This is a genomic window from Sphingomonas sp. NPDC079357, assembly GCF_044901155.1.
Classification (GTDB): Bacteria; Pseudomonadota; Alphaproteobacteria; order Sphingomonadales; family Sphingomonadaceae; genus Sphingomonas.
On sequence record NZ_JBJDOM010000001.1, the window covers coordinates 1804238 to 1830371 of the forward strand.

The window sequence follows — 26134 nt, forward strand, 5'->3', positions numbered from 1 at the left end:
ACGGTTCGTCAGAACTTCGATAGCGTGAACCGGTCGACGTCCAGCCATCCGCCTTTGCCTTTGGGGGTATAGCAGGACAGCGCGAACTGGACGCCCTGGAAGGTGCCGGTCTGCCAGTCGAACACCAGCGGCACCGTGCCGCCGACGGCGGTGAAGCGGCGGCCGTCCTCGCTGTAGGAGACGGTGGCGGTCTTCGCGGGGAAGTCCATCTCGGTGCGCAGCCACAGGCGCGTGCCCCGGAAGCGGCGGGCGGCTTCGCGGATTTCGACGTGCGGCCCGTCCTTGCGATCCTCGGTGACGCGCATCGTCAGCGTGTCCGTCCCGCCGAGCACCGATAATTGCGCGCTGAACTTGCCGAGCGTGCCGAAGCCGCAGACGTCGCCCGGCTTCAGCCCGCGCGTGTCGACCAGCACCTCGCCGCGCGCGCGCGGAGCCTGACCTTTCTGCACCAAGGTGTTGCGCGCCCACCAGAACTGGCTGCCGGGTGCGGCATGGAGGCGGAGCCAGCCGGGACGCTCGGTAAGGGACCAGAGATGGTCGAGCGGGTTGTGATTCCACTGCCACTGCCGACCGAGCGTGCCTGCGGTGAAATCGTCACTGGACGGCGGTTCGGTGAAGCGTTGGCCGGCAATCGGCTTGGGGGCCACGTCGGGAACGCGGCCGGGCGCCTCGGGGGTGCCCCAAATCGGCCAGTCGTCGCGCCAGAACACGGGGCTGATGTTGGTGACGCGCCCGATCGCGCCGGCGTCCCGCATCACGAAGCCGTACCAGCCGCCGCCCGGCAGATCGACCAGCGCGCCCTGATGGCCGCCAGTGGTGTCGTCGATTTGAGGACGCGTTTCCCACCGGCCGTCGAGTTTCCGCGCGCGCGAGACGGTGAGCGCGAGTTTGCCGGGGATCGCGTTGAACAGATAATAAAAGCCGTGGCGTTTAAGGAGCTTCGATCCTTCCGCGCCCTTGTTGTAGTGGATGACGCGTGAGGCGGTGATCCGGGTCACGTCGTGGTCGAGCGTGTGGAGCGTGACCGTGCCATCGCTGCCGATCGAGGTGGCGAGATAGACGGCGCCGTCATCGTCGAAGAACAAGGCGGGATCGAAGGCGGCGCGGTCGAGCGTGACATGCGTCCACGGACCTCTTGGATCGCGGGCGCGGTAGATGCGCGTGCGCAGCCCGACCGGCGTGACCACGACATAGAAGGTGCCGTCACGATAGCGCAGGCTGGGGGCGTAGATGCCGTGTCGGTACGAGGCGCCGTCGGCCATGTTGAATTTCGGCGAGCCGTCGAGCCGCGACAGCAGGTGCGACACGATGTCCCAGTTCACCAGATCCCGCGAGTGCAGCAGCGTGAGACCCGGTGCGTTCGCGAACGTCGTGCTGGCGAAATAGAAATCGTTGCCGACGCGGATGATGTCAGGATCGGGGTAATCGGCATTGAGCGGCGGATTGGCGTACGTGCCGTCGCCGCGATCGCTACGCCATACCTGCGCTGCGATCGGAGCGGACGCGAGGACCGCGAGAAGGCTCGTGATGGTGGTGCAACGCAGCAACAGCTCTGTCCTGACAATCATCCTCGATCCTCTAATTTATATGATGGTATACGGAAATTACCCTCTTGCCGCGCTGCTTATGAAACGATGCCGTATCCATGAAAGGCGGTGTTGCTCATCCGACACAGTTCACCCCGGGTTTGCGATAAATCAGCGTGTTGCGCGGCGTTAAGACCTCCGCAAGATTGACAGTCATCCCGACCCTGATAGCGATATCACCAATCATGTCGCAAACATGAACAAGACGGCAGGGTGCCGCCACGGAGGAGGGGATCATGAAGGGAAGCCATGTCATGGGTGCGCTCGCGCGCTCGTCGTCGGTGTGGGCGCTGGCGGTTGCGGCAGCGGTGCCGGGCATCGCGACGGCGCAGACGGGCGACCAGAGCCCGACCAACGCGCAGCCGGCTGACGGCACGCCGGTCGGTCAGGATGCCGCCCCGGGCGCCGAAGACATCGTCGTCACCGGCGTGCGCGCCAGCCTTGATCGCGCGATCGCGATCAAGCGCGACTCGCCGGGCGTCGTTGACGCGATCAGCGCCGAAGATATCGGCAAGTTCCCTGACACCAACCTCGCCGAGTCGCTGCAGCGCATCACCGGCGTGTCGATCAACCGTGTCAACGGCGAAGGCTCGCAGGTCGCGGTCCGTGGTTTCTCGGGCGGCTACAACCTCGTCACGATCAACGGGCGCCAGTTGCCGGCGACCAACATCGACACCAGCGGCGGCAATTTGTTCGCGCGCGGCGCAGGTCGTTCGTTCGACTTCCAGAACATCGCATCGGAAGGCGTCAGCGCGCTGGAGGTCTACAAGACCGGACGCGCTTCGGTGCCGACCGGCGGCATCGGTGCCACGATCAACATTGACACCCGCAAGCCGCTGAGTGCGCGCGAAAGCGGGGTCAGCGGGTCCATCGGCGCCAAGGCGCTGTACGACACGTCGGTCGAAAAGGCCGAGGGCAGCAAGCACCGCGTCACCCCGGAAATCTCCGGGCTGCTCAACTATCGCAACGACGACGACACGTTCGGTGCGGCGGTGTTCGGCAGCTACCAGCTGCGCTATTCGGCATCGGCGCAGTCGAATCCGAATTACTGGAACGTCATCAAGACGTCGGACTTCTTCAATCCAGGCACGTTCATCAATTCGACGACCGTGATCGACGGTGCGCGTCCGACCGCGCCCTATGTGCTGGTGCCGAACGACAGCCGCTACCAGTTCTCGGAAAACCGCCGCGAGCGTATCAACTTCCAGGGCGTCTTGCAGTTCAAGCCGACCGACACGCTGGAATTCACGGTCGACAGCCTGTTCGCGCAGAACCGCCTGCGTGAATCGCGCAGCGAGCAGACGAACTGGTTCAACCGCCCGTTCAGCGAAGTCCGCTTCGACGACAATCCGAACATGGCGACCGCGATCTTCCTGCGTGACTATCTGCCGACCAGCCCGAAGGATGAAGGCTTCGAGCAGCAGCAGGCCGCGACCAAGGCGCGGCTCGCGTCGGTCGGTCTGAACGCCAAGTGGGAATTCGCGTCGAACCTGACGTTGACGGTCGACGGGCACCATTCGGTGTCGACCTCGTCGCCGGACAACCCCAACGGCACCACCGCGACGACCGTCGCGCTCGGCGCACCGGTGATCCAGGGCCATTCGCTCGACTTCAGCACCGGGTTCCCGCAGCAGGCGCAGGTCATCAACGACTGCTACAAGTCCGATCCGACCGCGACGCCGAAGGGCAATTGCAACGGCGTGCTGGATATCGGTGATCTGGGTGCCGCACCGGCGCGCACGATCATCTCGCGCCAGACGCAGCGGATCGATCAGATCCAGGCACGGCTTGGCTGGGATCTTGGCGGCGGGACGCGCTTCGATGCGGGTGGCTCGTACACCGACTCGAAGATGCATTCGACGCAGACCCAGACTCAGCAGACGCTGGGCGACTGGGGCCTGCAGAACCCGGGCATCATCCAGCAACTCGCGCCCGAGCTGGTTAGCCAATATTGCCTGACCTGCAAATTCGACCATTTTAACCCGGCGTCGGAAGGCTCGTCGCTGATCGCGTTCCGTGGCAACGCGATCGATCTCTACAACGTGCTGAGCCCGTATTACTCGCAGCGCGGCGCGCCCCCGTTGCCCTCGGCCCCGGCCGACGACACCGTGCAGGAAAAGGTCTGGGCGGTGTTCGGCCAGTTCACCTGGAACGGCGAGTTGTTGGGCAAGGCGACCAATATCGTCGCCGGTGCGCGCTACGAGCAGACCCGCGTCGTGTCGGACGCCGTGCAGACCTATAACAATATTGTCTGGACTGCGGATAACGACTTCCGCGGCGACGCCAGCGGTGTGTTCACCGCGATCCAGCAGCGCGGTAGCTACAACAATTTCCTCCCCTCGCTCGATTTCAGCTTCGAGCCGGTCACCAACGTAAAGGCGCGCTTCTCGATCAGCCGCACGCTGGCCCGGCCGGATTACGGCAATCTGTTCGCCACCGCCTCGGCGGGTGCGCCGGGTCGCCCGACCGCACTGGGAGGTATTCCGACGGGCAGCACCGGCAATGCCAATCTGCTGCCGCTGGTGTCGCGCAACATCGATCTGTCGCTGGAATGGTACTACAAGCCGTCCAGCTTCGTCTCGATCGGGTTCTTCGACAAGAAGGTGAAGAACTTCCTCGGCACCGGCGTGGTCAACGGCAATCTGTTCGGGTTGCGTGATCCCAGCTCGGGGGCGGCCGGATCACGATCGGGTATCGCTTCGGCGTTCCTGCGTCAGAACGGCTACGACCAGAGCGATGTGAACCTGTTCACCTATACCGCGCTGCTGGTGCAGAATAACGGCAACCAGGCCGCGGCGACGCAGCAGTTCAATGCCAATTACGTGCCGGGTTCGGGGCTGCAGCAGACGTTCGTCGACCAGATCCTGTCGCAGATCGATGTCTCGTCGGATGCCAACGATCCGCTGTTCAACTTCTCGATCTCGCAGCCGATCAACAATCGCGAGGGAAGTATCCACGGCTTCGAGCTGGCGTGGACGAACTTCTTCGGGAACACCGGCTTCGGCTTCTCGGGGTCGTTCACCAAGGTGAGCGGCGACGTGAATGTCGATCCGTATGCCGATCCGACCGTCAACATCTTCGCGCTGACTGGCCTCGGCAATAGCGCGAACGCCACCGCGATCTACGATAAGAACGGCCTCTCGGCCCGCGTCGCGTACAACTGGCGTGACAAGTATCTCCTGAACACCAACCAGGGTGGTAATCGTAACCCGACGTTCGTGGCGCCGTTCGGGACCGTCGACGTCAACATCAGCTACGACGTCAACGATCAGGTGTCGGTGACGCTGGAAGGCATCAATCTGACCAGCGAGAGCGTGAAGACCTATGGCCGTACCGAGCGCAATCTGGTGCTGGCGCAAGAGCTGAAGCCGCGCTTCCTTCTGGGCGCGCGCTACAAGTTCTGATCGGTCGCGACGATCACTGAAGTGGAGGGCCATCGCTTGCGGTGGCCCTTTGCGTTTGGGACAAGGGCGCGATGACTTTCACGACTCTCGACAATGTCGATCATGCCGACCTGCGCGTCGCGGTACGCGCCGGGCCGGCGTTCGGCGACCACGCCAATCTGTTGCCCGTTTTCCCGATCGAGTTCGAGGAAGCGCAGCGCGAGCTGCCGATCGTGTTCCGGCGTGGAGACGATGGTGGCATCCGCGCCTACGTCCTGCTCGGGCTGGACCGCGGAGAGAATCTGTTTCTCGATGGGGATCGCTGGACGACGCGCTTCGTGCCGGCGATCCAGCGGCGCGGTCCGTTCGCGCTGACGCGCGGCGAGGATGGCGAGGCGGTGGTGCAGGTCGATTGCGACGATCCGCGCGTCGGCGTCGCAGACGGCCTGCCGCTGTTTCGCGATCACGGCGGCGATGCATTGTATCTGGAGCATGTCCGCACCGCCTTGATGCTGCTGGCGGATGGGGCGCAGAGCGAGCGGGCGATACATGCCGATCTCGAGGCGGCGGGATTGCTGCGCGGCGTGACGCTGCGGGTCGATCTGGGCGATGCTGGCGGCTATGAGCTGACCGACCTGCTGACGATTGATCAGGCGGCGCTCGCCGCGCTGTCGGGGGCGACATTGGAGCGGCTGCACGCCAACGGACTGCTGCGCGCGGCGACGATGGCGGCGGCGTCGCTCGGCAACATGGAACGGCTGATCGAACTCAAGACGATCAGGGCGGCGGCGTGACCGCGGCGATCACCGACCGGTGCGTGCCCGAGATCGCGGCGGACGACCCTGCGGCGCAGGATCTGGCGGCATTGGTCGCGGCGGGCGCGCCGGTAGTGGTGCGTGGACTGGCCGGCGACTGGCCGCTGGTCGCGGCGGGGCGCGAGGGGCCGGCGGCGGCGGTCGACTATCTGCGCCGCTTCTACAACGGGCAGCCGGGGGTCGGGTATACCGCCGCGGCGGCGCATGGCGGTCGCTATTTCTACGACGATACGCTGACGCGGCTCGACTTTGATGCCGAGCGTGTGGCGCTCGACGATTATATGGCGCGGATGCTGGCAACGCTGGACGATGACGGCGCGCCGTCCTTCTATATCGGGTCGACCGATCTGGAGCGGTTCTTTCCGGGGCTGATCGCGGAGAACCCGCTCGAACGCGCCGATTTTGCACGCGTGCTGCGCAGCATCTGGATCGGAACGCGGACCACCGCCCAGGCGCATTACGATATGTCGAACAACATCGCGATCTGCGCGGTCGGGCGCCGGCGCTTCACCTTGTTTCCGCCGGAGCAGGTCGCGAACCTCTATCCGGGGCCGCTGGAGCCGACGCCGGGCGGGCAGGTGGTGTCGCTGGTCGACTTCCGCGCGCCCGATCCTGATCGCTTTCCCGGCTTTGCCGAGGCGCGCGAGGTGGCGCAGGTCGCCGAGCTGGAGCCGGGCGATGCAGTCGTCTACCCGGCCTTGTGGTGGCACCATGTCGAGGCGCTCGCGCCGTTCAACGTGCTGGTGAACTATTGGTGGAACGATGCGGCGGCATTCATGGACACGCCGATGAACACGTTGCTCCACGCGCTGCTCAGCCTGCGCGATCGCCCGGCGGCCGAGAAGCAAGCGTGGCGCGCGCTGTTCGACTATTACGTGTTCGACGATGCGGCGCGTCCGGCGGCGCATCTGCCCGCAGCGGCGCAGGGCGCGCTCGCGCCGCTGGACGATGCGCGCGCGCGGCGGTTGCGGGGTGACTTGCTAAGGAAGCTGAACCGATGACGGGCGTGCGGCGGGTGGTGATCGCGGGCGGTGGTACCGCCGGATGGCTGGCGGCGGCGATGCTGACCAAGCAGCTCGGGGCGATGGTCGACGTGACGCTGGTCGAATCGGAGGAGATCGGGACGGTCGGGGTCGGCGAATCAACGATCCCGACCGTGCGCGCCTTTCATCAACTGATCGGGGTCGACGAGCGCGACTTCGTCCGCGCGACCGGCGCCAGCTTCAAGCTGGGAATTTCGTTCGAGGGCTGGTCGAAGCCAGACGAACGCTACCTCCATTCGTTCGGCTCGATCGGAACGTCGACGTGGATGGCCGACTTTCACCATTTCTGGCTGGAGGCGCGTGCACAGGGCAGCGCCGAGGAGATCGGCCGCTATTGCGTCGAGCATGAGGCGGCGCGCGCCGAGAAATTCGCGGGCGGCGCGGATGCGGGGCTCAACTATGCCTATCACTTCGACGCCGCGCGCTATGCCCGCTATCTGCGCGAGCGCTGCGAGGCGGACGGGCTGACGCGCGTCGAAGGCAAGATCGCGCGCGTCGAGCGCGACGGCGAAGGCGGCGATATCGCGGCGCTGGTGATGGAGGACGGCACGCGGATCGCAGGCGACCTGTTCCTCGACTGCACCGGCTTCCGCGCGCTGCTGCTCGGCGAGACGCTGGGTGTCGGTTACGAGGATTGGGCCGAGTGGTTGCCCACCAACCGCGCGATCGCGGTCCAGACGACGGCGACCGGGCCGGCGGTGCCCTATACCCGCGCGATCGCGCATGATGCGGGATGGCAGTGGCGTATCCCGCTCCAGCACCGGCTGGGGAACGGCATCGTTTATGCCAGCGACTTCCTGAGCGACGACGAGGCGCAGGCGCGCCTGCTGGGAAGCGTGACCGGCGAAACGTTGATCGACCCGCGCGTGATCCGCTTTCGCACCGGGCGGCGGGTCAAGGCGTGGGAGCGCAATTGCGTCGGGCTGAGCTTGGCGGGCGGGTTCGTCGAACCGCTCGAATCGACCAGCATCCACCTGATCATGATCGCACTGACGCGGCTGTTGCAGTTGTTCCCGTTCGATGGCGTGAGCGAAGCGACGACGGCGCGCTTCAACGACATGGCGCGTCGCGAGATCGAGGGCGTGCGCGACTTCATCATCCTGCATTACACGCTCAACCAGCGCGACGAGCCGTTCTGGCAGCGGATGCGCGATATGCCGCTGCCCGATTCCCTGGCAACGCGGATCGCGTTGTTCCGCGAGGGCGCGCAGGCGTTTCAAGCGAGCGACGAGCTGTTCACGATCACGTCATGGGTGCAGGTGATGCTCGGGCAAAAGTTGACGCCGCGTGCGCACAATCGCGTCGCGCGGATGATGCCCGAGGGGCGATTGCAGCAGACGTTAGGGCAGATGGCGGCGAACGTTGCCGGCGCGGTGCGCGGGTTGCCGATGCATCAGGCGTATCTGGACCGGGTGTGAGTTCGTCACCCGACCCCGTCATTCCCGCGTAGGCGGGAATCCAGAGCCTCGGACGTTGCGTCTCTACCGAAGGACCTGCGCGTCTGGATTCCCGCCTTCGCGGGAATGACGGAAGGTCAGCGTGGGCGCGTCCACAGCCGTGGGTCGCGCGCGGTGTCCGACAGCGACTGACGCCGGGCGGCTTTCAGCCCCGCGCGCGCGATCCATGCCAGCTTCGCGCCCTTCGAGGTCGTGATGCGATGATCCCACGCGCGCGGGCCGCGCGCCGCCACCGCGCGCGCGATGTCGCCGTAGATGCCTGCTGCCGCCAGCACCGCCCAGGCCGAGCGGAACGACAGCGCCTTGGTCCCGATCGCGGCGCTGTCCTCGTGCAGCTGCGCGCGTGTCGCCAGCCGCTTGGCCAGCACCGCCAACCGGTCGCGATACGGCGGCTTCATATGCTCGCCGGGCGGCATGTCCATTTCGACCAGCCAGTCGACGGGCAGGTAGCAGCGGTCGGCACGCGCGTCCTCCTCGATATCGCGCGCGATGTTCGCGAGCTGGAACGCAAGCCCCAGATCGCAGGCGCGGTCGAGCGTCGCGTCATCGTCGGGCGAGACCCCCATCACCACCGCCATCAGCAAGCCGACCGCACCCGCGACATGGTAGCAGTAGCGATACAGGTCATCCTCGCTGCGCGGGCGCCAGTCGTCGGCATCGAGCTGGAAGCCGTCGATCACGTCATGGACGAAGCGACGCGGCAGCCCTGTTTCACGCGCCACGACGCCGAGCGCATCGAACGCAGGATCGCCGGTCGGTTCGCCATCGAGCGCGGCGTCGCTGAGCGCCCGCACCCGCGCCACCCGCGCGCGGGCGTCGGTAACGATTGTGCGATCACGGCCATGATCCTGCCCGTCGACGAGATCGTCGCAGGCGCGGCACCAGGCGTAGAGCAACCATGCACGCTCGCGCACCACCGGCGCGAACAGTTTCGACGCGGCGGCGAAGCTCTTGGAGCCGCGCGCGATCGACAGCCGCGCGGTTTCGACCAGCGCCGCGCGCGTCTCGCTCACAGGTCCGAGGCGGCCATGCGCACGATCGGCTGCGTCGGGACGTGCGCCGCCATCCGGTCGAGCAGCCCGCCCAGCGTCTCGTCGACGATCAGCAGGTCGCGGTGCTGCGCACGCAGGAAGCCGACTTCGCCCATCTTCTCCCAGAAGGCGACGATCGCGTCATAATAGCCGCCGGCATTGAGCAGCCCGACCGGATCGGCATGATAGCCCAGCTGCGCCCAGCTGAGCGCCTCCCACAATTCGTCCATCGTGCCCGTGCCGCCGGGCAGGGTAACGAAGCCGTCGGCAAGGTCGGTGAACATCTGCTTGCGCTGGTGCATCCCCGTCACGACATGGAGTTCGCTGAGGCCGCGATGCGCGACCTCGGCATCGACCAGCGCCTGCGGGATGACCCCGATCACTTCGCCGCCCGCCGCCAGCGCGGCATCGGCGATCGCGCCCATCAGTCCGAGCCGCCCGCCGCCATAGACGACGCCGATACCGCGCGTAGCGAGCGTGTGGCCGACCTCGCGCGCGAGATCGAGGTAGAAGGGGTCGGCGGGCGTGGCGGAGCCGCAATAGATGGCGAGGCGCTTCATGGCGTCCGCGCTACGGGATCGGCGGGAAAGGGGCAACCGGGGTTGGTGATGCGCGTCGGATCGTGGCAGATCGCTGCGCACCAAAAGGGCGGGTGCGGGAGGATCGCGTGACGGCGGCGGGCGACGGCGACAGGCGGCGGGGGCTCATCCTGCGCACCATCTATGCGCTGTGTCTTCTCGGGGCGACGTACAATCATTGGGTGGTCATCGCCCGGTACGGGCTACTCTGGGACTATGACGGCCTGCCGATGGCGAGCGCGATCTTCTGGACGTCGCTGGCGTTTCTCGATCCGGCGGCGGTCGTGTTGCTGTTCCTCCGACCGCGCGCCGGCGTGGCGGCGACGATCGCGATCATCGTGGTCGATGTCGTCCACAACCTGTGGATCCTGGCACTATATTACGCGCCAGTATTGCGCACCCTGCGGGAGACGCCGGGCGTCATCGCGCAGATCGCGTTCATGGTGTTCGTGCTGGGAACCGCGCGCATCGCGTGCCGATTACGCTGACGTCAGCGGCGGGATGCTCCAGTCGATCGTGCCGCGGCCGTTTGCCGCCAGAAACGCATTGGCCTTGCTGAAATGCCCCGAGCCGAACCAGCCCTTGTACGCCGACAAGGGCGAGGGGTGCGGGGCGGTGAGGATCAGGTGGCGGTCGCCACCAGCGGCGGTGACGAGCGGCGCTTTGGCCTGCGCATGGCTGCCCCAGAGCATGAACACGGTCGGCGCTTCCTGATCGGCGACGGCACGGATGATCGCGTCGGTCAGTGGCTCCCAGCCGCGCCCGCGATGTGCGGCGGCGCGGCCCTCTGCGACGGTCAGCACGGTGTTGAGCAGCAATACGCCTTGGCGCGCCCAATGTTCGAGGAAGCCGTGCGCCGGCGGCGCGATGCCGCAGTCGGTCACCAGTTCGCGATAGATGTTGGCGAGGCTGGGTGGGGGCTTCACGCCCGGCCGAACCGAGAAGCACAGGCCATGTGCCTGACCCGCGCCGTGATAGGGGTCCTGTCCGAGGATCACCACCCGCACGTCGGGCAAGGCGGTGAGTTCGAGCGCGCGGAAGCGATCGGCGGCGGGCGGGAAGATCACTGTCCCGGCCTGTTCCTCTGCGGCGAGGAAGCGGGTAAGCGCGCCCATCGTGTCGCTGGCGAGCGGCGCGGCGAGCGCGTCGCGCCAGCTGGGATCGAACGTCGGCGTCATGCCGGTCAGCCGTCGCGGCGGTGTTCGAGCAGCCACGGGCGAGGGCGGCCGGTCGGCTTCGGCGTGCCGTCGAGCCGGATCGATCGCGTCACCACCACCGGGCGCAGCATCAGCGTGCCGTTCATCTGCTGGCCGGTCGGCTCGGCGAGGATGCGCTTGACCGTCTTCTGCCCGGCGACGACCCGGCCGAATGCGGCATAGCCGGGGTCGCGCGGGCTCCAGTCCATGTATGCGGCCGGACCGACGGTGATGAAGAAATTGCCGTTCGCCGACCCCGGCGGTCCCTTGCGTGCCATCGAGATTGTCATGTCGAGGTGGCGGATGCCGGTCTTCTTCGTCGATTCATGCGGGATCATGTCGAGGAAGCGCCGCGCGTCGGTGCGGATGCCCGACTGAATGAAGCCGGTGCCGGGCAGCTTCTTGCTGCGCGCGGTCCGATAGAAGCTCACGCCATCGAAACGCCCGTCATCGACGTAGCGCAGGAAATTGGCGGTGGTGAGCGGGGCGTGGCGCTGGTCGAGCGCGAGCACGATCGGGCCGTCGGCGGTTTCCAGCCGCACGCGGACCCAGCCGGGCGTGGCGCGGTCGGCGCGCTGTGCCGTGGCGGGTGCCGCGACGGCGAGCAGGGCGAGCAGCGGGAGAAAGCGACGCATCGCGCGGCTGTACGGACGCGCGCGCGCGATCGCAACGCCGTCAGAGGCCGAGCCAGACCAAAGGTTCGGGGAGCGCGGTTGCCGCATAATCGACCTGCAACACGCGGCGGCGGCGCTCACCTTGCGCGGCGGCGGAGGCGTGGAGGATCGGGGTGGCGTAGCACCAGACATCTCCCGCGTTCGCGAGGCAGGCGAGGGTGCCACAGCGCGCGACGACGTCGGCAATCGCGTCTTTCGGGATGCGGCCGAGGCGGTGCGAGCCGGGGGCGATCAGCAACGGTGCGTTGGCGGCGGGCGTGTCGTCGAGGTGGATGCGCAGCGTCACCATCGCCGAGGTGACCGCGAACGGCGGCTCGACGTGCTGGATGCCCTGCTTGGTTGACCATGGGCCGTAGCTGGGGACGTCGGCGCGAGCGCGGACGGCGATCGTGCGGTCCTGATGCCATCCGAGCGACCAGTTGGTGGTGGGGGTCTTGTCGAACAAGACCGCGCGGACCGGCTGCGCGGCGGGGCCGAGATAACACGCGGCGATGGCGTGGATCGGGCCGGTGGCGAGCAGCGCGGGCAGCGCCGGATGACCGTGAAGGCGCAGGCCGGCGCGCTCCTGCGGGAGATCGGCGGCGAGTTGGTGGAGTGCCGGGAGCAGCGGGGTGGCGGCGGCGGGGTGATGGGCCGCGCCGTCGTGGGACCAGTCGAGGGGCGGGGTGGCGTTCACGGGTTCAGGCGTAGCGAGCCCCTTCATCATTGCGAGCGTGGCGAAGCGATCCAGGGCGTCCTGGTCCGGCGCTGGATGGCTTCGCGGCGCTCGCAATGACGGTATCGCGTGAGGCCACGACGCGGGCGTGAAGCCCGCGTCGTCGGACGGCGCCGGGGCACCGCCGGTCGTGTCGGCGGACGCAGCATCGCTTTGCTTGCTGTACCGGCGGGCAGCTTGCCCGCCTCCCGCCTTACAGCTTCTCCGTCAGCTCCGGCACGACCTTGAACAGATCCCCGACCAACCCGAGGTCCGCGACCTGGAAGATCGGCGCGTCCTCGTCCTTGTTGATCGCGATGATCGTCTTGGAATCTTTCATCCCCGCGAGATGCTGGATCGCGCCCGAGATGCCGACCGCGACATAGACTTCCGGCGCGACGATCTTGCCGGTCTGGCCGACCTGATAGTCGTTCGGCACATAGCCCGCATCGACCGCCGCGCGGCTCGCGCCGACGCCCGCGCCGAGCTTGTCGGCGAGCGGCTCGATCAGCTCGTGGAACTTCTCGCCCGAGCCGAGCGCGCGACCGCCCGAGACGATCACCTTCGCGCTGGTCAGCTCGGGACGCGTCGATGCCGCGATCTCCTGATTGACGAAGGTCGACAGGCCCGTGTCGCCGGCTGCGGCGACCGCCTCGATCGTGCCCGATCCACCCTCGGCCGCTGCCTTCTCGAAGGCGGTGCCGCGGACGGTGAGGACCTTCTTGGCGTCCGAGGTCTTGACGGTGGCGATTGCGTTGCCGGCGTAGATCGGGCGCGTGAACGTGTCCTCGCCCTCGACCGACAGGATGTCGCTGATCTGCATGACGTCGAGCAGCGCTGCGACGCGCGGGGCGACCGCCTTGCCGGTGGTGGTGGCCGGCGCGACGAAGGCGTCATGATGCCCCATCAGCTCGACGACCAGCGGCGCAACATTCTCGGCGAGCTGGTGCGCATAGGCCGCGTCATCGGCGACATGCACCTTGCCGACGCCCGCGATCTTCGCCGCCGCCTCGGCCACCGCGCCGACGCCTTGCCCGGCGACGAGCAGATGCACCTCGCCCAGCTTCGCCGCGGCGGTGACCGCGGAGAGCGTGGCGTCCTTGACGGTCGATCCGTCGTGTTCGACCCAAACCAGCGTCTTCATGATCTACCTCTCCGGGGGCTTGCCCCGCTTGAACCGTTCGCCCTGAGCCTGTCGAAGGGCGTGTCCCGAAATCCGTGCTTCGACAGGCTCAGCACGAACGGCGGGAGGGATGCGTCATGCCTCCCCCTCGTGGCTATTTCGCGATGCCCATCGACTTCAGCCGGTTCACCAGCTCGTCGACATCGGCGACCTTGACGCCCGCCTGCCGCTTGGCCGGCTCGGCGACCTTCACGACGGTCAGCCGCGGCGTCACGTCGACGCCGAAATCGGCGGCGGTCTTGGTCGCGAGCGGCTTCGACTTGGCCTTCATGATGTTGGGAAGCGAGGCGTAGCGCGGCTCGTTGAGGCGCAGATCGGTGGTGACGATCGCGGGCAGCTTGAACGTGTCGGTCTCCAACCCGCCATCGACCTCGCGGGTGACGGTGACGCTGTCGGCGGCCAGCTCGACCTTTGACGCGAACGTGCCCTGGCCCCAGCCGAGCAGCCCGGCGAGCATCTGCCCGGTCTGGTTGTTGTCGTCGTCGATCGCCTGCTTGCCGAGGATCACCAGCTGCGGGTGCTCCTCCTCGACGATCTTGGCGAGCAGCTTGGCCACGCCGAGCGGCTCGACCTTGGTCTCAGAGGTGACGAGGATCGCGCGGTCGGCGCCCATCGCCAGCGCGGTGCGCAGCGTGTCCTGCGCCTTGGGCTCGCCGATCGAGACGACGACGATCTCGGTGACCGCGCCCTTTTCCTTCAGGCGGATCGCTTCTTCGACGGCGATTTCGTCGAAGGGATTCATGCTCATCTTGACGTTGGCGAGATCGACGCCCGAGCCGTCCGCCTTCACGCGGGGCTTCACATTATAGTCAAGCACGCGCTTGACCGGCACCAGCACCTTCATTGCGCTACCCTCCTCAATATGTCCGGGCTGCTACCTGACGTTTACGTAAAGATCAAGTAAGCGGCCGGATGCGGCCGGGTCGCGAACGGCCGGCATCCTCTGTGATAAAGCGATAAAGCGTCAGGCCGCGTAGATGTCCATCGCGATCTGCGGGACCGCGGCATGGCGCCGGATGTGCGAAGGGCGGGACCGGCGTGCCGGTCCCGCCCCTGCGAGTCTCCAAGGCGTTCCGCGATGACCGCGGCGCGCGTCAGGCGACCTTCTTGACCTCGGCGACGATCTTCTGCGCGGCATCGCCCAGATCGTTGGCGGGGACGATCGCAAGGCCCGAGTTCGATAGGATTTCCTTGCCCTTGTCGACGTTCGTGCCCTCGAGGCGCACGACCAGCGGCACCGACAGGTTCACTTCCTTCGCCGCGGCGACGATGCCCTCGGCGATGATGTCGCACTTCATGATCCCGCCGAAGATGTTGACGAGGATGCCCTTCACCGCCGGATCGGCGAGAATGATCTTGAACGCCGCCGTCACCTTCTCCTTGCTCGCGCCGCCGCCGACGTCGAGGAAGTTGGCCGGGAACATGCCGTTGAGTTTGATGATGTCCATCGTCGCCATCGCGAGCCCGGCGCCGTTGACCATGCAGCCGATGTCGCCGTCCAGCTTGATATAGGCGAGGTCGTACTTCGACGCTTCCAACTCGGCGGCGTCCTCCTCGGTCTCGTCGCGCAGCTCGGCGATGTCCTTGTGGCGGAACATGGCGTTGCCGTCGAAGCCAACCTTGGCGTCGAGCACCATCAGCTTGCCGTCGTCGGTGACCGCCAGCGGGTTGATCTCGATCTGCTCGGCGTCGGTGCCGAGGAACGCGTCGTACAGCTTCGCCGCGACGTTCGCCGCCTGCTTGGCAAGATCGCCGCTCAGCCCGAGCGCGCCCGCGACCGCACGGCCGTGGTGCGGCTGGAAGCCGGTTGCCGGATCGACGTCAATCGAGTGGATCTTCTCGGGCGTGTCATGCGCGACGGTTTCGATGTCCATGCCGCCCTCGGTCGAGGCGACGAACGAGATGCGGCCGGTGGCGCGGTTGACGAGCAAGGCGAGGTAGAATTCCTTCGCGATGTCGACACCGTCGGTCACGTACAGGCGGTTGACCTGCTTGCCGGCCTCGCCGGTCTGGATCGTCACCAGCGTGTTGCCGAGCATCTCGGTCGCGGCGTGGCGCACCTCGTCCTCGGTCTTGGCGAGGCGGACGCCGCCCTTGCTGCCCTCGGAAAGCTCCTTGAACTTGCCCTTGCCGCGACCGCCGGCATGGATTTGTGCCTTGACGACGTAGAGCGGCCCCGGCAGCTTCTTCGACACCTCGACCGCTTCATCCACGCTCATCGCGGCATAGCCGGCGGGCACGGGCACGCCAAATTTCGCGAGCAGTTCCTTGGCCTGATATTCGTGGATGTTCACGGGGGCTCTCCCAGGTGCAGCGATAAAATCCCGGCAGCCTAAAGCACAGGGAGGCGTGCAAATCCACCCTTTATCGTCCAGCAGTTGCGATGCAATTGCAATAAGAGGTTTTTTGGGGCGAGGTACTCTTGCACTGTTCGTGCTGAGCTTGTCGAAGCACGTGAGCAAACCGGAGCGCGGGGGGCACGCATTTCGACAAGCTCCGTGCGAACGGTCAGGGGGCATCGGCCACCCGGACAGTTGCTCTTTCGTTCTGGCAGCGCCATGTCACTGGATGTGATCCGGCTCCCGCATCCCGCGCTGCACGCGAGCCATTCCGGCATCTGGATGGCCGACGGCGATGACACCCGCGCCCTGTCGCGCGGCGAGGCGATCCGGCTGGCGGCGGATACGCCGGTGATCCTGCTCAACGCGCCGTTGATCGGGCAGCGCCTTGGCTATGCCGAGCTGTCGGGGCTCGACCTGCTGGAGCTGTTCGCGTTCCTCCACCCGGCGCGCTTCATGGTGCCGACACCCAAAGGGGTCGCCGATGCATGCGGGATGACGGCGCCGACGCGTGACGACGATGTGGCGGCGTTCCTGCGCGAGGCGACCGCGCGAATGCTGGCGGTGACGGAAGGCGAATGGCCCGAGCGCGAGGGGGCGTGGACCGCGGCGCAATCGCTGACGCGTGCGCGCTGGGCCTGGGCGCCGGTGGTGAGCGCACGGATCGCCAAGCCGCAGCAGAACGAGCGCTGGCTGTTCGCACGCCTGCCCGAATGGGAGGAGGTCGCGCCGCGCCCTGCGCCGCGCAGCGTCACGCTGGACGAACGCGCGGTGCTCGACCGGCTCGACCGGTTGACCGGTGCTGGGGCCGAGCCGCGCGCCGGGCAGCGCGCCTATGCCGCCGCCGCCAGCGCCGCCTTCAACCCGCGCGCCGCGCGCGACACGCCGAACCTGATGCTCGCCGAGGCGGGGACGGGGATCGGCAAGACGCTGGGCTATCTCGCCCCCGCCAGCCTCTGGGCCGAACAGGCCGGCGGGGCGGTATGGGTGTCGACCTATACCAAGGCGCTGCAACGACAATTGGGGCACGAGACGCGGCGGCTCTACCCCGATCGCGCGCTGCGCAAGGCGAAGGTGGTGACGCGTAAGGGGCGCGAGAACTACCTGTGCCTGCTGAACCTCGAGGATGCGTTGCAAGGCGGGTTTGCGGGGCGTGCGGCGATCCTCGCGCATCTCGTCGCGCGCTGGGCGGCCTATACTGACGATGGCGACATGATCGGCGGCGACCTGCCCGGCTGGCTGGTCGCGCTGTTCCGCCGAAACGGATCGGCGGCGCTGACCGACCGGCGCGGCGAGTGCGTCTATGCCGGCTGCCCGCATTATCGAAAGTGCTTTATCGAGCGCGCGGCACGCGCTTCCGCCGAGGCCGATGTGGTGATCGCCAACCATGCGCTGGTGATGGTCAACGCGGCGCGCGGGCGCGAGCTGGCGACGCGGCCGACGCGCTATGTCTTCGACGAGGGGCATCACCTGTTCGACGCCGCCGACGCGATGTTCGGCACCGCGCTGACCGGATCGGAGACGATCGAGCTGCGGCGCTGGATCGTCGGGCCGGAGGGGACGTCACGCGGGCGACGGCGCGGGTTGCAGGCGCGGCTGTCGGATGTCGCCAGCTATGACGAACAGGGTGGGCGCGCGGTGAGCGACATCGTCGGCGCGGCGCAGGCGCTCGCCTCGGACGGGTGGCTGTCGCGAGTCGCCGAAGGGCAGCCGTTCGGCGCGATCGAGGCGTTGCTGGGCGCGGTACGCGGGCTTGCTTATGCGCGCGCCGAGGAGCGCGGCGCGGATGCCGGCTATGGACTGGAAACCGAACTCGCCGAGCCGTCGCCCGAGTTGATCGAGGCCGCCGCGCCCGCCGCGCAGGCGCTCGACGCGCTGGTGCGGCCGATGGTGGCGCTCGGCAAGCGGCTGGAGGCGGTGCTCGCGGAGGGGCCGGACTGGCTCGACGGGCAGGCGCGGGCGCGGGTCGAGGGGGCGATCGCTTCGCTCGGCTGGCGCGCGGAGACGGTAGCGGCATGGCTGGCGCTGCTCGCGCGGGTCGGTGGCCCGGCGGACCCGCGCTTCGTCGACTGGCTGGCGGTCGATCGCGTCGAGGGGCGCGAATTTGACATCGGGCTGCACCGCCGGTGGCTCGATCCGACCTTGCCGTTCGCAGAGACGGTGCTGAAGGGTGCGCACGGCGCGCTGGTCACCTCCGCGACACTAACGGCGGGCGGCGACTGGGATACCGCCGAGGCGCGGGTCGGCGCGCCGCACCTGCCGCGCGCGGCAGGGCGGTTTCAGGTCGAGTCGCCGTTCGACTATGCGGCACGCGCCGAGGTGGTGATCGTCACCGACGTGAAGCGGGGCGACATTCCTGCGCTCGCCAACGCCTATGCGCGGCTGGTCGAGGCCAGCGAAGGCGGCGCGCTGGGGCTGTTCACCGCGATCCGCCGGCTCCGCGCGGTTCATGCGCGGGTGGCGGATCGGCTGGCGCGCGCCGGGCTTCCGCTTCATGCGCAGCATGTCGATCCGGTCGATACGGGCACGCTGGTCGACATCTTCCGCGACGATCCGCACGCCAGCCTGTTTGGCACCGATGCGCTGCGCGATGGGGTCGACGTGCCCGGCCACTCGCTGCGGCTGGTGGTGATGGAGGGCGTGCCATGGCCGAAGCCCACGGTGCTCCATGCCGCGCGGCGGCTGGGCGGCGGTGGCAGCGCCTATGACGATCGGATCGTGCGCGCGCGGCTGGCGCAGGCGTTCGGGCGTTTGATCCGGCGCGGCAATGATGCGGGGCTGTTCGTGCTGCTGTCCGCCGCGATGCCGTCGCGATTGCTCGATGCCTTTCCGCCGGGGGTGAAGGTGACGCGCGTGCCGCTGGACGAAGCGGTCGAAAGAGTGAAGCGGCGGCTTTCCACCGGGCTTAACATGGGGCATGACGCCCCTCGACGCCTGACGGAGACCGACGCCCCGTGAAGACGCTGACGCTGCTGCGCCATGCCAAGTCGGGTTGGGACGATCCGGTGGCGCGCGATTTCGACCGCCCGCTCAATGCACGCGGGCGGCGTGCGGCGGCGACGATGGGGCGGCATCTTCGCGACCTTGGACTGACCTTCGACCGGGTCGTGGCGTCGCCGGCGACGCGGGTCGATGAAACGATTGTCGAGGTCGAGCGCGGGCTGGGGCGTGCACTGGCGCCGGTGTGGGACCGGCGGTTGTATCTCGCCGCACCGACGACGCTGCTCGACGTGGTGCATGAATGCGAAGCGGCGTCGGGATCGCTGCTGCTGGTCGGGCATAATCCAGGGCTTGAGGAGCTGACGCTGCTGCTGATCCCCGATGATGCCAGCACGTTGCGGGAAGCGGCCGAGGAGAAATATCCGACCGCGACGCTCGCCGAGATCACCTTCGATACCGACGACTGGGCGGCGGTGGCAGCCGGGCGCGGACGTTTGACTCGCTTCATCCGGCCGCGCGACGTCGATCCCGCTCTGGGGCCGGACGGAAACTAGGGCTGCGCCGGATTCAACACCGGACGTTGGCGGGCGTCGCGGTGCGGATCGTGCATTGCGGATGACCGGTCATCGTAACCTGCGCGTCGGGGCCGGCGGTGATCCGGGCGGTGCTGCGCGCGGCGGCGCGGACGATCAGGTCGCCGGCGGCCTGAATAGTGACCCGCTCAGCGGACACGGCGGCGGTGTCGATCGTGCCGGGGCCGTTGCCGGCGACCCGCGCTTCAGTCACGCGACCGGCGGCGGTAAGCGTGCCTTCGCCGACCAGCGTCGCGTCGAAGCGCTCGGCATCGATGCGCCCGATCGTGACGTTTCCCGCACCCGCGATCGAGACGGCGGCGCGCGCGCCTTGCAACGTGTCGACGCGCACCGTGGCGGGGGAGAACAGCGCCACCGTGTCGAGCCGGGGGGTGGCGACTGTGAGATCGGCGGACGCGGTGCTGCCGCGCGGGGCGCGGATCGTCAGCGTATTGCCGTCGACGCGCAGGTCGAGCGCATCGAGCGTCGCCCGATCGGCGGCGGTACCGCGAACGCCGTTGCCGCCGCCGGTCACGACCCGTACCGTCACCGGCGCCTCAACTCGCAACCGCTCGATACTGCCGACCGGCCAGCGCCGTTCGGCAGCGTGCGCCGGCGACGCGAGCAGCGCGGCGAGCGCGATCAGCCCCCGCACCGTACCGTGCCGGAGCCGGCCTTGCGGACGGTGCAGCGCGCGCCGCCGCCGAGATCGATATCGCCGGAGCCGGCCAGCGACACCATCGCCGGGCCGCGCACCGTTGCGCGGATGTCCCCTGAACCGGCGGACTTGATCGCCGCCTCGCGCGCGACCAGCGCCGCTGCATCGACGTTGCCAGAGCCGGCGAGGTTGAGCGAGAACTGGCCGGTCTGACCCGCGGTGGCGATGTTACCCGACCCGGCGAGCGACAGGCCGAGCGAGTCGGTGGCGACCTGTTCGATCCGCAAATTGCCTGATCCGGCGAGTCGAGCGTCAAAACTACGGCCGCGCACCTGGTCGACGGTGAGATTGCCCGAGCCATCGAGCGAAGCGGCGGTCAATTGCGGCAGCGTCACGAGCACACGTGCCTTTCCGCGCTGCCACGTCGAGGAGCGTCGGCGCGAGATCGTGAGGCGATCGCCATCACGGGTCACGGTGATCTTGTCGAGCACCTGCGGATCGCCCTCGGCGCGAACGGCAAAACCGCCTCCGACCCGTACATCGACATCGTCGCTGCCCGCCAATTTGACAGCGGTGAAGTCGCGCACGTCATAGGTTCGCGTCGTGCCGGACCCTTGCGCCGGCACCTCACGACCTTCGATGATGGCGTTGTTGCCGCATGCGACCAGTGGCAGCAGCATCGCGAGAACCATCGTGCGCATCCGACATCTCTCCTTTGTGTATTGCTACTATAATACACGGGTAGGCCATGCACAAACGAAAAGGGGCGACCGTCGCCGGCCGCCCCTTCTGCACGCAACAGGGTGATACCACGTCAGGCGGGCACCTTGTCCTTGTTATAGATCGCGGCGGCTTTACGCAGAATTTCCAGGATCTTCTCCTGCGCGGCCGGCTCGTCGATCTGCTCCATCGCGGCGAGTTCGCGCGCTAGACGGCTACACGCTCCCTCGAAGATCTGCCGCTCGGAATAGCTCTGCTCGGGCTGGTCGTCGGCGCGGAACAGGTCGCGGACCACTTCGGCGATCGACGCGAGGTCGCCCGAATTGATCTTCGCCTCATATTCCTGCGCGCGACGCGACCACATGGTGCGCTTCACCTTGGGCTTGCCCTTCAGCGTTTCCATCGCCTCGCGCATCGTCTTGTCGGATGACAGCTTGCGCATGCCCACCGACTCGGCCTTGTTGGTAGGGACGCGGAGCGTCATCCGCTCCTTCTCGAACCGCAGGACGTACAGCTCGAGCTGCATTCCGGCGATTTCCTGTTTCTGCAACTCGATGACGCGCCCGACGCCGTGCTTGGGGTAAACGACATAATCGCCGACATCGAAATGCAGAGCCTTGGCAGCCATAGGTGGCCTTTCCAATGTTGTGGCCCCAACGGACCCGACCGTGGCGCAAACGCCGCGTTGCTGGTCGGGCTGGGGCAAAAAGGTTGGACGTCTCCGGCGGACGCTAAGGAAGCGCCCGTGCCGGACGTATATAATCCAACCGCAATAAAATTTCCAGCCTGTTTAGGGCAGCGACGCTGACGATGCGGAACTTTCTTACAAGGCGCGCGTGTCGTGTCGTGCAAGCCAGCCGCGGAGGATGCCGACGGTTTCGCGCGGACGATCGCTGAGCGTACCATGCGCAGCACCCGGAATTACCGCCACCTCCGCACCGCCGGGCACCTGCGCGGCAAAACCAAGCGCAGTGACGGGACGTGCCTCATCATACTGGCCGACCATGAACAAGGTGCGTGCGCCGTCCAGCTTTCGGAGCAGCGGCGTGCCGTCGTAATCGCGCAACGTGCCGGTTGAGACGAACTCGCTCTTGCCCCACATCGTCTCGTAAAGTTGTTGATTCGATCCGCGATTGCCGGCTGCATGTGCTGCCGCGCGCAGCGCGGGCGACGCATCTTCGCGGCGATTGTAGTGGCGGTAGAAGACGTCGGTGGCCGCGTCGCAAGTGGTGGGGCTCGGTGGCGACATACCCTCGCATGCGAGCAGCGTGTCGCGTGCGTCGCGAGGGAGCGTGCTGCGCAGCGCATCGGCGTCGGCAAGCCACGCACGCGTCGCGATCAGCGGCCCGCCGAGCACGGTGCTGACCAGTTCGGCGGGGCGGCGCGCGGCATATTCGAGTGCGATCGTTCCGCCCCAACTGATGCCACAGACGTGCCAGAGCGAAACCGCGAGCCCGCGCCGGATCGCCTCCAGTTCGTCGACGAAGCGCGAGACGCGCCAGTTGGCGGGATCCTGCGGCCAATCCGAGCGGCCGCTGTCGAGCTGGTCGTAGAGGATCACCGCCCGCTCGTCGGCAAGCGCGAGCGCGTCGAGCATCCCGGTGTGCGTCCCGCCCGGGCCCCCGTGGATCAGGACCAGCGGCGGGCGCGGGCCGTTCAGGTCGCCATTAACGCGGACATAGACCCGACCACCGGGAACAGCGAGCATCGCCTCGCGGGCGGGCGGCGGGTAGACGGCGTCGCGCGCGGTGGCCGGCAGCGGCGCCAGTGCGGCAGCCCCGCCGGCCAGCAGCGCGCGGCGCGACAGCCGCATCCGCGTCAGTCGCCCTTGCCGGGCTCGGGCGAGAAGAATTTGTCGTACTTACCCTCGACACCCTTCAGCTCGTCGGCGTCGGGCGGGGTCTGGTCGAGCTTGCGCGTGACGTTGGGCCACTGCGCCGAGAAGGTGTTGTTCAGCTCAAGCCATTGTTCCAGCCCGCTTTCGGTGTCGGGCAGGATCGCCTCGGCGGGACATTCGGGCTCGCACACGCCGCAGTCGATACACTCCGACGGGTTGATGACGAGCATGTTCTCGCCTTCATAGAAGCAGTCGACCGGACATACTTCCACGCAGTCCATGTACTTGCAGCGGATGCAGGCGTCGGTGACGACATAGGTCATGGTCGGCTAATTCCTCACTTCTCGCGCGCCGCTTTCGCGCCGTCGGTGTCGCGCGTCAACGCTCTGGTGACGAAACCGACCCGGACAGAGCCAGTTCCTGATAACAATCCCGCGCCTCCGGGGCCGGGCCGCGGCGCACCGGGAGCGCCTCGATGCGCAAGACGCGGACGCGGCCGGCGTGGAAGAAGGTCAGGATGTTGCCGACACGCACCGGCGCGTGCGCCCGGTCAATTGCGCGCCCGTCGATGCGCAGATGTCCGTCGCAGGCGAGCGCCTGCGCGACATCGCGGGTCTTGGCGAGCCGCGCGAACCACAGATAGCGGTCGAGACGCATCGTCGCGCCGTCCGATATCGCGCCGGTCATCGCCCCATCAGCCCGGCGAGCGCGGCAAAGGCATTGGCCGGGTCGGGCGCGGCAACCTTGGCGCGGGCGCGGCCCCGCCAGACGTAATGCGGGGCTGCATCTGGCTTGTCGACCGGGCGGAAGCCGAGTTCGGCCATCAATCGCGCAACGGTAGCGGATTCGAGCCCGATCGAGACCGCCAGCGCCGGATCGGGTGCAAAGGGGGCGCGGCCGTTGGCGCCGCGCGCGTCATGCGCGGCGCGCGCGACGCGCTCGACGAGGTCGATCCGCACCGCCTGTCCGCCGAGCGCGCGGTAGCCCATCAGCGGCACCGCCCCGGGTGCGCCGCGCGGCAGTGTCGTCGCACCCATCGCGGCAGCGGGCGGGGGCATGGTGCCGTACGCGGCAAGCAGCGCGCGCCGCCAAGCCTGCGCAGCGGGCTTGAGCAGGCGCGGGTCGAAGAGGTCGAGCGCCCCGATCGTGATACGCTGCCGTCGCAGCCACTGCCGCTGGCCGGGCGACAGTGCCTCGATGGCTTCGCGCAGGGGCAGGCGTGGCGCGAAGCCCGCGCCGGCTTCCATTGCTGCGGCGATGCTGCGCAGCGCGGGGCCGGCCTCGGACGCGCGCGTCGCCTCCGACAAGGCCGCCAGCGCCGGGAGCGTGCGGGCGATCGTGGCGGCGGTCCAGACCCGCAGGCGTTCGAGCACGCGGCGACGCAGCGATGGGTCGAGACAGTCGAGTGCTTCGTCCAGCGCGACCTGCGGGCGCGCGAGCGACGGGCCGCGCGCCAGCCGGGCGACGACCAATGCGTCGTCGGCAGCGAGCGTGACGGCATCTTCGGTTGCGACCGGGGTGACGGCGGTCCGTGCTTGTGATCCGCCCTTCGACAGGCTCAGAGCGGGCGAAAGGGGGGTGTCGGAAGCGGGAACGTGCCTCAGCCCGCTGACCGTGATCGTTCCGCCCTCACCCAGCGCGAATCGCGTGTCATCGCTCGCGATCAGTGCCTCGGCGCGGCGGCGACGCTCGCCCGCGAGCCGCTTCTCGGCGGTGGCGAGCAGCAGGCGCTTGTCGTGCGCGCGCGCATCGGGGGCGACAACGAAGCGGAAGCCGTCGAGTCGCCCGATCGTGTGCGTGTCGATCGTCACCTCGCCTTGTGCGTCGATCTCGACCGGCAGCGCGCCGACCCCGCCACCGATCTTCTTCGCCAGCGCCGTCGTGCGCTTGTCGACGAAGCGTTGCGTGAGGCTGAGGTGGAGCGCGTCGGACAGCCGCGCCTCGATCTCGAGCGTGCGCGCCGCCCAGGTCTGCGGGTCGGCGAGCCAGTCGGGGCGCTGGGCGATATAGGCCCAGCTGCGGATCGCGGCGATGCGACCCGCAATCGTTTCGACATCGCCCTCGGTCCGGTCGAGCCGCGCGACCTCATCGGCGAACCATTGGTGCGGGATGTACCCCTGCGACAGATAACCGAACACGCGTCCCACGAAGCGCGCGTGCGGGTCGAGCCCGAGCTTGGCGAAATCGGGGATGCCGCATGCCGCCCACAGCCGCGCCACATTGCCGCCGCGCGCACGGTCGCGAACGCCGGCCTCCTCGGCGAGCCGCTTGAGGATCTTGAGGTCGAGCGCTTCGGGCGCGGCGCGCAATGCGAGATCGTCGGGACGCTGCGACAGGCTGGCGACCAAGGCGTCGATGCTCGACAGGTCCGGGGTGCCGTTGCGCCAGTAGAGCCAGTCGAGCCGCGGGAAGCGGTGGCCCTCGATGGCGGCGACTTCCTCGGGCTCGAAGGCATCGGGGCCGTCCTCGGTCAGCGCGCCGAACGTGCCGTCGCGCTGGTGCCGCCCGGCGCGGCCGGCGATCTGCGCCATCTCCGACACGCGCAGCCGGCGGCGTTGCTGGCCGTCGAACTTTTGGAGCCCGGCGAAGGCGACATGCCCGACGTCGAGGTTGAGCCCCATACCGATCGCGTCGGTGGCGACGAGATAATCGACCTCGCCGTTCTGGAACATCGCGACCTGCGCGTTGCGGGTTCGTGGGCTAAGCGCGCCCATCACCACCGCCGCGCCGCCGCGCAGGCGCCGCAGCATTTCGGCGGTGGCGTAGACTTCCTCGGCGGAGAAGGCGACGATCGCCGAGCGGCGCGGGAGCCGTGACAGCTTCTTCGCGCCGGCATAGCTGAGTGTCGAAAAGCGTGGACGTTCGACGATCTCGATGCCGGGCACGAGGGCGCGCAGCACCGGGCGCAACGATTCGGAACCGAGGATCATCGTCTCCTCGCGCCCCCGCGCGCGCAGGATGCGATCGGTGAAGACGTGCCCGCGCTCGCGGTCGCTGCCGAGCTGCGCCTCGTCGAGCGCGACGAACGCGACGTCCTGTTGGATCGGCATGCTCTCGGCGGTGCACAGGAACCAGCGCGCGTCTTTCGGCACGATGCGCTCCTCGCCGGTGATCAGCGCGACTCGCTCGGCCCCCTTGATGGCGACGACGCGGTCATAGACTTCGCGCGCCAGCAGCCGGAGCGGGAAGCCGATCATCCCACTGGAATGCGCGCACATCCGCTCGATCGCGAGATGGGTCTTGCCGGTGTTGGTCGGACCGAGCACGGCCGTGACGCGGGGTCGGTCGAAAGCCACCATGACCGGCTCTACATCGGATGCGCGGCGCGGGGATGCAATCGCTGCATGTCAGGCGCCTCCAGTTCGCCGTCCCAGATTAACGCTCCACCGCAGCGCGACGCTCCGAAGTGGGCGGTTAATTTGACTTTA

The 26134-nt window shown here is 67.9% G+C and carries 23 protein-coding genes; 7 read left to right on the plus strand and 16 right to left on the minus strand.

What is annotated here, in order from left to right:
* Positions 1-8: 8 nt before the first annotated feature.
* Positions 9-1568: a glycoside hydrolase 43 family protein gene (locus ACI2JO_RS08475; protein WP_404720206.1), complete on the minus strand. Its 1560-nt coding sequence runs from the start codon at positions 1566-1568 to the stop codon at positions 9-11.
* Between the two features lie 254 nt (positions 1569-1822).
* On the opposite strand from ACI2JO_RS08475, the gene ACI2JO_RS08480 reads away from it, so the two are divergent.
* The 4 genes from ACI2JO_RS08480 to ACI2JO_RS08495 all read left to right on the plus strand — a co-directional run bounded on the left by ACI2JO_RS08480 (position 1823) and on the right by ACI2JO_RS08495 (position 8245).
* Positions 1823-4990, plus strand: a complete 3168-nt coding sequence (locus ACI2JO_RS08480) for a TonB-dependent receptor (protein ID WP_404720207.1) — start codon at positions 1823-1825, stop codon at positions 4988-4990.
* 71 nt (positions 4991-5061) lie between these two features.
* Positions 5062-5763, plus strand: a complete 702-nt coding sequence (locus ACI2JO_RS08485; RefSeq protein ID WP_404720208.1) for a SapC family protein — start codon at positions 5062-5064, stop codon at positions 5761-5763.
* Complete coding sequence (locus tag ACI2JO_RS08490; protein ID WP_404720209.1) at positions 5760-6785, plus strand: cupin-like domain-containing protein; 1026 nt, start codon at positions 5760-5762, stop codon at positions 6783-6785. Before ACI2JO_RS08485 ends, ACI2JO_RS08490 begins: the two co-directional genes overlap by 4 nt.
* Positions 6782-8245: a tryptophan halogenase family protein gene (locus tag ACI2JO_RS08495; RefSeq protein WP_404720210.1), complete on the plus strand. Its 1464-nt coding sequence runs from the start codon at positions 6782-6784 to the stop codon at positions 8243-8245. The genes ACI2JO_RS08490 and ACI2JO_RS08495 overlap by 4 nt, the downstream gene beginning before the upstream one ends.
* A gap of 116 nt (positions 8246-8361) precedes the next feature.
* Here ACI2JO_RS08495 and ACI2JO_RS08500 read toward each other — a convergent pair whose 3' ends face one another.
* Together ACI2JO_RS08500 and ACI2JO_RS08505 are read right to left on the minus strand one after the other, a co-directional pair.
* Positions 8362-9297: a phytoene/squalene synthase family protein gene (locus ACI2JO_RS08500; RefSeq protein ID WP_404720211.1), complete on the minus strand. Its 936-nt coding sequence runs from the start codon at positions 9295-9297 to the stop codon at positions 8362-8364.
* Positions 9294-9875, minus strand: coding sequence for a TIGR00730 family Rossman fold protein (locus tag ACI2JO_RS08505; RefSeq protein ID WP_404720212.1), 582 nt, complete (start codon positions 9873-9875; stop codon positions 9294-9296). The genes ACI2JO_RS08500 and ACI2JO_RS08505 overlap by 4 nt, the downstream gene beginning before the upstream one ends.
* Positions 9876-9982: 107 nt before the next feature.
* Here ACI2JO_RS08505 and ACI2JO_RS08510 point away from each other — a divergent pair, with 107 nt between their 5' ends.
* On the plus strand, positions 9983-10381 hold the full coding sequence (locus ACI2JO_RS08510) for a hypothetical protein (protein WP_404720213.1): 399 nt from the start codon (positions 9983-9985) through the stop codon (positions 10379-10381).
* On the opposite strand, the gene ung is transcribed toward ACI2JO_RS08510, so the two are convergent.
* The 6 genes from ung to sucC form a co-directional block, all read right to left on the minus strand.
* Positions 10373-11071, minus strand: coding sequence for a uracil-DNA glycosylase (gene ung, locus ACI2JO_RS08515; protein ID WP_404720214.1), 699 nt, complete (start codon positions 11069-11071; stop codon positions 10373-10375). The two genes, ACI2JO_RS08510 and ung, sit on opposite strands and share 9 nt — an antisense overlap.
* Positions 11072-11076: 5 nt before the next feature.
* Positions 11077-11724, minus strand: a complete 648-nt coding sequence (locus ACI2JO_RS08520) for a peptidylprolyl isomerase (protein WP_404720215.1) — start codon at positions 11722-11724, stop codon at positions 11077-11079.
* Between the two features lie 40 nt (positions 11725-11764).
* A complete protein-coding gene (locus ACI2JO_RS08525) occupies positions 11765-12466 on the minus strand; it encodes a phytanoyl-CoA dioxygenase family protein (RefSeq protein WP_404720216.1) in 702 nt (233 codons plus the stop codon).
* A gap of 205 nt (positions 12467-12671) precedes the next feature.
* Positions 12672-13601, minus strand: a complete 930-nt coding sequence (locus ACI2JO_RS08530; protein ID WP_404720217.1) for an electron transfer flavoprotein subunit alpha/FixB family protein — start codon at positions 13599-13601, stop codon at positions 12672-12674.
* Positions 13602-13734: 133 nt separating this feature from the next.
* A complete protein-coding gene (locus ACI2JO_RS08535; RefSeq protein ID WP_404720218.1) occupies positions 13735-14484 on the minus strand; it encodes an electron transfer flavoprotein subunit beta/FixA family protein in 750 nt (249 codons plus the stop codon).
* 250 nt (positions 14485-14734) lie between these two features.
* Positions 14735-15934, minus strand: a complete 1200-nt coding sequence (gene sucC / locus ACI2JO_RS08540; protein ID WP_404720219.1) for an ADP-forming succinate--CoA ligase subunit beta — start codon at positions 15932-15934, stop codon at positions 14735-14737.
* A 264-nt stretch (positions 15935-16198) separates the two neighbouring features.
* Here sucC and ACI2JO_RS08545 point away from each other — a divergent pair, with 264 nt between their 5' ends.
* Entirely contained in the window at positions 16199-18937 is a 2739-nt protein-coding gene (locus ACI2JO_RS08545) for an ATP-dependent DNA helicase (protein WP_404720220.1), read from the plus strand.
* Entirely contained in the window at positions 18934-19473 is a 540-nt protein-coding gene (locus ACI2JO_RS08550) for a SixA phosphatase family protein (RefSeq protein ID WP_404720221.1), read from the plus strand. Before ACI2JO_RS08545 ends, ACI2JO_RS08550 begins: the two co-directional genes overlap by 4 nt.
* A 13-nt stretch (positions 19474-19486) precedes the next feature.
* Here ACI2JO_RS08550 and ACI2JO_RS08555 read toward each other — a convergent pair whose 3' ends face one another.
* The 7 genes from ACI2JO_RS08555 to ACI2JO_RS08585 all read right to left on the minus strand — a co-directional run bounded on the left by ACI2JO_RS08555 (position 19487) and on the right by ACI2JO_RS08585 (position 26005).
* Positions 19487-20146: a GIN domain-containing protein gene (locus ACI2JO_RS08555; protein WP_404720222.1), complete on the minus strand. Its 660-nt coding sequence runs from the start codon at positions 20144-20146 to the stop codon at positions 19487-19489.
* A complete protein-coding gene (locus ACI2JO_RS08560) occupies positions 20134-20850 on the minus strand; it encodes a head GIN domain-containing protein (protein ID WP_404720223.1) in 717 nt (238 codons plus the stop codon). Before ACI2JO_RS08560 ends, ACI2JO_RS08555 begins: the two co-directional genes overlap by 13 nt.
* Before the next feature lie 113 nt (positions 20851-20963).
* Positions 20964-21497, minus strand: coding sequence for a CarD family transcriptional regulator (locus ACI2JO_RS08565; protein ID WP_058754474.1), 534 nt, complete (start codon positions 21495-21497; stop codon positions 20964-20966).
* A gap of 195 nt (positions 21498-21692) precedes the next feature.
* Positions 21693-22682 (minus strand): proline iminopeptidase-family hydrolase, encoded by a 990-nt coding sequence (locus ACI2JO_RS08570; protein ID WP_404720224.1) that lies wholly within the window; start codon positions 22680-22682, stop codon positions 21693-21695.
* 5 nt (positions 22683-22687) lie between these two features.
* On the minus strand, positions 22688-23029 hold the full coding sequence (gene fdxA / locus ACI2JO_RS08575) for a ferredoxin FdxA (RefSeq protein WP_404720225.1): 342 nt from the start codon (positions 23027-23029) through the stop codon (positions 22688-22690).
* A gap of 55 nt (positions 23030-23084) precedes the next feature.
* The gene (locus ACI2JO_RS08580) at positions 23085-23393 is read right to left on the minus strand and encodes an RNA-binding S4 domain-containing protein (RefSeq protein WP_404720226.1); all 309 of its coding nucleotides are present in this window, start codon (positions 23391-23393) and stop codon (positions 23085-23087) included.
* On the minus strand, positions 23390-26005 hold the full coding sequence (locus tag ACI2JO_RS08585; protein WP_404720227.1) for a helicase-related protein: 2616 nt from the start codon (positions 26003-26005) through the stop codon (positions 23390-23392). The genes ACI2JO_RS08580 and ACI2JO_RS08585 overlap by 4 nt, the downstream gene beginning before the upstream one ends.
* Positions 26006-26134: the final 129 nt, after the last annotated feature.

Excerpts from the sequence above, each read along its gene's own strand:
- ACI2JO_RS08545 (WP_404720220.1), top strand. The coding sequence starts at position 16,199 with ATGTCACTGGATGTGATCCGGCTCCCGCATCCCGCGCTGCACGCGAGC.
- ACI2JO_RS08560 (WP_404720223.1), bottom strand. The coding sequence starts at position 20,850 with ATGCGCACGATGGTTCTCGCGATGCTGCTGCCACTGGTCGCATGCGGC.
- ACI2JO_RS08565 (WP_058754474.1), bottom strand. The coding sequence starts at position 21,497 with ATGGCTGCCAAGGCTCTGCATTTCGATGTCGGCGATTATGTCGTTTAC.
- ACI2JO_RS08530 (WP_404720217.1), bottom strand. The coding sequence starts at position 13,601 with ATGAAGACGCTGGTTTGGGTCGAACACGACGGATCGACCGTCAAGGAC.
- ACI2JO_RS08475 (WP_404720206.1), bottom strand. The coding sequence starts at position 1,568 with ATGATTGTCAGGACAGAGCTGTTGCTGCGTTGCACCACCATCACGAGC.
- ACI2JO_RS08495 (WP_404720210.1), top strand. The coding sequence starts at position 6,782 with ATGACGGGCGTGCGGCGGGTGGTGATCGCGGGCGGTGGTACCGCCGGA.
- ACI2JO_RS08480 (WP_404720207.1), top strand. The coding sequence starts at position 1,823 with ATGAAGGGAAGCCATGTCATGGGTGCGCTCGCGCGCTCGTCGTCGGTG.
- ACI2JO_RS08525 (WP_404720216.1), bottom strand. The coding sequence starts at position 12,466 with ATGAAGGGGCTCGCTACGCCTGAACCCGTGAACGCCACCCCGCCCCTC.
- ACI2JO_RS08505 (WP_404720212.1), bottom strand. The coding sequence starts at position 9,875 with ATGAAGCGCCTCGCCATCTATTGCGGCTCCGCCACGCCCGCCGACCCC.
- ACI2JO_RS08585 (WP_404720227.1), bottom strand. The coding sequence starts at position 26,005 with ATGGTGGCTTTCGACCGACCCCGCGTCACGGCCGTGCTCGGTCCGACC.
- ACI2JO_RS08485 (WP_404720208.1), top strand. The coding sequence starts at position 5,062 with ATGACTTTCACGACTCTCGACAATGTCGATCATGCCGACCTGCGCGTC.
- fdxA (WP_404720225.1), bottom strand. The coding sequence starts at position 23,029 with ATGACCTATGTCGTCACCGACGCCTGCATCCGCTGCAAGTACATGGAC.
- ACI2JO_RS08535 (WP_404720218.1), bottom strand. The coding sequence starts at position 14,484 with ATGAAGGTGCTGGTGCCGGTCAAGCGCGTGCTTGACTATAATGTGAAG.
- ung (WP_404720214.1), bottom strand. The coding sequence starts at position 11,071 with ATGACGCCGACGTTCGATCCCAGCTGGCGCGACGCGCTCGCCGCGCCG.
- ACI2JO_RS08580 (WP_404720226.1), bottom strand. The coding sequence starts at position 23,393 with ATGACCGGCGCGATATCGGACGGCGCGACGATGCGTCTCGACCGCTAT.
- ACI2JO_RS08570 (WP_404720224.1), bottom strand. The coding sequence starts at position 22,682 with ATGCGGCTGTCGCGCCGCGCGCTGCTGGCCGGCGGGGCTGCCGCACTG.
- ACI2JO_RS08520 (WP_404720215.1), bottom strand. The coding sequence starts at position 11,724 with ATGCGTCGCTTTCTCCCGCTGCTCGCCCTGCTCGCCGTCGCGGCACCC.